The sequence below is a fragment of the Methylobacterium sp. WL64 genome, assembly GCF_008039945.1.
Taxonomy (GTDB): domain Bacteria; phylum Pseudomonadota; class Alphaproteobacteria; order Rhizobiales; family Beijerinckiaceae; genus Methylobacterium.
Genome location: NZ_VRVA01000225.1, coordinates 1 through 4,008 on the forward strand (window position 1 = coordinate 1; position 4,008 = coordinate 4,008).

The 4,008-nt window shown below is 58.0% G+C and carries 5 protein-coding genes and 1 pseudogene; 4 read left to right on the forward strand and 2 right to left on the reverse strand.

The genetic code is table 11. The annotated features are described in order from the left end of the window. Positions 1-211: hypothetical protein (locus FV242_RS35245; protein WP_210248991.1), on the forward strand; the 211-nt coding region annotated here is incomplete at its 5' end. Between the two features lie 215 nt (positions 212-426). Continuing rightward, positions 427-840 (forward strand): hypothetical protein, encoded by a 414-nt coding sequence (locus FV242_RS32965; protein ID WP_147941879.1) that lies wholly within the window; start codon positions 427-429, stop codon positions 838-840. Between the two features lie 9 nt (positions 841-849). On the opposite strand, the gene FV242_RS32970 is transcribed toward FV242_RS32965, so the two are convergent. Together FV242_RS32970 and FV242_RS32975 are read right to left on the reverse strand one after the other, a co-directional pair. Beyond that, complete coding sequence (locus FV242_RS32970; protein WP_147941880.1) at positions 850-1,902, reverse strand: serine protease; 1,053 nt, start codon at positions 1,900-1,902, stop codon at positions 850-852. Between the two features lie 8 nt (positions 1,903-1,910). Next, a complete protein-coding gene (locus tag FV242_RS32975; protein WP_147941881.1) occupies positions 1,911-2,750 on the reverse strand; it encodes a hypothetical protein in 840 nt (279 codons plus the stop codon). A gap of 232 nt (positions 2,751-2,982) precedes the next feature. Between FV242_RS32975 and FV242_RS32980 the strand changes: the two are divergent. Both FV242_RS32980 and FV242_RS32985 read left to right on the forward strand, forming a co-directional pair. Beyond that, positions 2,983-3,195 (forward strand): annotated as a pseudogene (locus FV242_RS32980) (response regulator); the annotation flags it as partial. A gap of 279 nt (positions 3,196-3,474) precedes the next feature. Beyond that, a complete protein-coding gene (locus FV242_RS32985) occupies positions 3,475-3,885 on the forward strand; it encodes a transposase (RefSeq protein WP_246693003.1) in 411 nt (136 codons plus the stop codon). Positions 3,886-4,008: the final 123 nt, after the last annotated feature.

Here is a 4,008-nt window from a genome sequence, read left to right on the forward strand (position 1 = left end):
TATCCGGACGCTGCAGCCGCAGCACCAGTTCGATCAACTCCTCGCGGCTCAGCCGCTCAAGATCGGTACGAACCATCCCACGAGGGAATCAGCGAAACCCAACCCGCGCAAGGGGGTGGGTAATTACACTATAACCTTGCTAGGCCAGTATCGGGAAGACTATCCGACCGTTGGGACGACCGGTTTCTTATCCTGTCCGACGAACGAATAGATAGCGCACTGGACCGAGAACCAGAGCTGCTCAAGAACTTAAATCAGAAAGCACGAGTAACCCAGCGTCGCGCTCGAAAAACCCTTCAAGCTCCCTCCGAGCATTGGGCAGATGCGCTCTGGAAAGCTCAGCGAGCATACTCCGGCGCCTGGAGAAAGGTAGATTCCTCAATTCAACGAGCGGAAGATCGCATTTCACCGCTGAACGTGCTTGCAATGGTCACGCTCGACGCAGCGATGTACACACTTGCAGTGTCTGACGAAGACGGTAAACGGGTTGTGGCTCCAAACCTCCTCAAAGCGCTGGATGAAATTGGACTAAAGGCGCAGCTCAACGCGTGGGCCTTGATTCGGAACACTGAGCTTTCCAGAGCATATGGTTTTGACACTGCTTACGATCTCTCTCGAATATATGCGCTCCGCGGTATCCTCGCGGGCATCCAAGGGAGTGGCCGCCAGAACGAGGACATCGACGCTGCCGCACTCTATCTACGCGAGGCGCGTCAGCTTGCAACCGTGGTTCAACTAGACGCGGCAAAGGCGAGCGTTGGAGGGGACCCAGTTTATGCCGGCCTTCCAAGCCATGCCACCCAAAGGCTGTTGCGAGTCTTAAATGGAGAAGAACAGTAGCCAGCCGACTTAGGTATTTGGCTGCTGATTCACAATGAGCTTAAGATCGATCCAGCCTCGGTAGCGATCGAAGAAGGGACCGCTTCTTAGAGAATAGGATACCTGCGCTTTCGTGCCATCCGGTGCGATTGTGATATTTGGTCCGGAGCTATTGTTCGCTGAGCGAGTTTCCGGATTGACCGAAACAATCCGGCAACCCTTGTCTGCTTCAATCAATTCGTAATAGTCCTTGGCCGTAGGTGCTGCTTCGTTCTGCGAAGGCTGCGTGCGGCTAACAATTTGTTCTTTGGTGCCGCAAGCCGGCGAATTTGCGACGGGAGGTACGCGAACGATCTCGTTAGTGGGTAGCGAGGCAGGACCTATTTGCGGGGGCTTCGCCCCACTCGGACATTGCTGACCCGAGCTCCTCACTAGACTTTCACCATAAAACAATGGCTGTAGAAAAGTGAAAGTCGGAAAGCCCGTCGCTGCCCCCGCGTTGACCGCGACAACATCGCCGTATCCATCAACGACCGGGCCGCCACTCATCCCCGGAACAATCTGGACGTTCGAGGGATACTTGTTGTCTGTTGCAAGCGGCCCGGTAATATCGCCAGGAACTCTGATTGCAGGGTTCTGCTGGCCGAAAGGAAAACCAAGGGCGACAACCCGCTCTGTATCGCCAAGCGGGCGGCATACTGGCTGAAACACCGTTTTTACATTGGCTGCATCAACGCTAGCCCGCTGAATTCGAATCAGGCAAATGTCTACGCTGTCGGTTTCGCACCTTACAACCTGAGCGTTGACTGGAAAGGACCCACGGTCACGAAGAGCAACACGGATCCACCTAGGGCCGGGGATCTCCTTTTCTTTGAATAGCACCACGTGCTTCGCAGTGACGATATGGCCTTCTCTATCAATTAGGAACCCCGAGCCTTGCGTAAGCTCTTTCTCCGCTTGCGTGATAGGATCAGTTACCCCGACCCGAATATACGCAAGCGCTTCCATCGGTTGAGCGTTGGCCTGAATAGGCAATCCGCCCAGAGCGACGCCGGCAGCAAGCACATACAGCGCGAATTCCATCTGCCCTCCTACGCGCTGTAGATGCCGACTGCGCAGGCGCGATCGTCTGGGGAAATCGAAGTGTTAGTGCCAGTACTATAACCGTCAAGTGTCCAACGACCTGGAATTGGATAGAGCATGATTGACGTTGGATCGAAGTTCGGGCTGCCGACGCAGGCGTACTTCTGACCATAGCGGGCGAAGATGTTTGTCTCGCACATCTGTGGAGTCCAGCCCTGGGCGGCCATTTCGGCAAGAACCGCAGGTTTGTTCCACTTGATCGCTACAGTCGGACTTTGGTGCTCATGCTGCAAGCCGATCGCATGTCCAAATTCATGAGCCGCAACGTACTCCACGACATCCTCTATGTTCATTGTAGGCTGCGACTGCGCGTAGTCTGCACTAGCGCGGCCGACGATAGAATTGTTTCCTTCCGATCCAAAGAGGACTGTTATTTGGGCTTTATCTCTGGAAACATCAAACCGGAAGTCTAATTTGTTAGCCAGCTCGCCAGTCCGCCAACGGTTTGCACCGCGCTCGACCACTGCACGCTGCTGACCGTCGCCGTTCAGAAAGTGGACACCTAGGGTTATTATCCCGGAGTTCGGCGTTAAGCCTTCAGACCGGCGCCAGCGATGAGCGAGGTTCGCTGTTCCGAAGGGGGTAAGACTGAATTGTCGAACCACGTTGTCGAGGTTCTGCCGTTCGAAGCCACCCTCGACGGAATAGAGGTCGAGTTCTGATTTCTGATCGATTCCTGCACCGCGATCGACGCTACCGCAAGCGAATTGTCGTTGCGGAGTTTGCGCGAATGCTGGGCTTGCGTGGGCTGCGCAGCAAGCTGCCAAGAAGGTGCGACGGCTGAGCATCCAAGGCCTCCCTCTGCTATTCGGGAATAATAGATCAGAGAAGCGCTCTCTCGTCCAGAGCTCGGTTTCGCAAAGCATCTCTTCGAGCGGAATGTACATTCGCTGGGTCAGAGAACGCCATTTCCGGCGAACTCGGAGGCCGGGAGCGTGCGTAAGCTGCATCCCCGGTTATCCGCTATGCCACTACGGCGAGACCGAAGAGGAAGGCACTGCGTCGTAGCTCCCCGGGGCTGCGCGGGCCGAATAAGGCGAGACGGTGCTGATCGTGGACCACGAGCCGTCCGTGCGCATGCTGGTGACGGAGGTACTGGAGGACCTCGGCTACACGGCGATCGAGGAGGGCGACAGCGCCGCGGGGCTGTATGTGCACCAGTCCGATTCGCGCGTCGACCTCCCGGTCACGGATGTCGGTCTGCCCGGCGGCATGAACGGCCGGCTAATGTCCGGTCTTATGTATTACTGCTGAAAAGTGGACCGGCGGAAATCCACCCGAATGAAACAATCAGCTGCCTGTTACGCGATGGCGGAGCCTGGCCGGAAGCCGCCGGTCTGCTGTGCGGCTATGAGTTTTAGGAAATAGACATGCGGTTGCTGCCCGTAGGTGTGGCAGCGAACGCGCCCGATGCTTAGCTCGACTTTGGCCATTTGCGGCGCGTCGAGGATGTGAGGTGACGAGGCGGGCGTGACGGATATGCAAGTGTCGTCCCCGCCAAGAGACACCGCCATGCTCCCCCTGCCCACCCGCTTCGCCAGGATCATCCTGGCGTTCGCACCGCTGTTCGTCCACCGCTCGTGGCGACACGCTCAGAACCTGCTGGTCTGTGCGATCCTCACGCCGGGGCAGCGCACCCTGACAAGCATCATGGGCTGCGCGCAGCAGCGGCGGTTCGTGGACGTCCACCGCATCCTCAACCGGGCGGCGTGGCGCCCGCGCTCCGGCAGCCGTATCCTGCTCGGGCTACTCGTCGATGCGTTCGCGCAACGCGGCCCCGTGGTCCTGGGACTGGACGATACGATCGAGCGCCGCCGCGGCAAGCGGATCTCCGCCAAGAGTATCGACCGTGATCCGGTTCGCTCCTCCGACAGCCACTTCGTCAAGGGCGAGCGGGCTGCGCTGGATGAGCTTGATGGGTAATTACCCACGCCATTGATGGCTGGTTTCAGGCGCCGATGGTCTTGAGAATGGTGCCGAAGGGACTGCGGCCTGCGAGGCGCGCGGTATCGACGACGGTGCGGATGTCGGCCTCGCCCTCGGCGG